The organism is Tsuneonella sp. HG222 (assembly GCF_053819185.1).
Genome location: NZ_JBSOQZ010000007.1, coordinates 1 through 349 on the forward strand (window position 1 = coordinate 1; position 349 = coordinate 349).

The window sequence follows — 349 nt, forward strand, 5'->3', positions numbered from 1 at the left end:
CCAGCGTGCCGTCGTAGCTTGCATTGAACGAGCCGAACCCGTCGGAGCCGTAGGCAATCGCCAGCGTCCCGCTCGATACCTGCGGCGTGAACGCGTTGACGTTCGAGCCGGGATCGGTGTCGCCCGCAACATCGCTCGTCGCCGCCGCCGCGCTCGTCGCGGTGGCCTTGCTGTTGTCGCCCGCGAACGTGAACTTGAGCTCGGCGGTGTCGGGATCGCCGTCGGCATCGATCAGCGTATAGGTGAACACGTCGACCGAGCCGGCCGGAACCGTCGCCTTGGGCGTGTAGCTGTAGCTGCCGTCGGCGTTGAGGGTCAGCGTGCCGAACGTGCTGACGTAGGGCGTGCC

General features: G+C 67.3%; 1 protein-coding gene. It reads right to left on the bottom strand.

Annotated elements, in window-relative coordinates; translation table 11 throughout:
- Positions 1 to 349, bottom strand: a 349-nt coding sequence (locus ACWPMZ_RS16525; protein ID WP_455705188.1) for an Ig-like domain-containing protein, incomplete at both ends; no start/stop codon positions are given.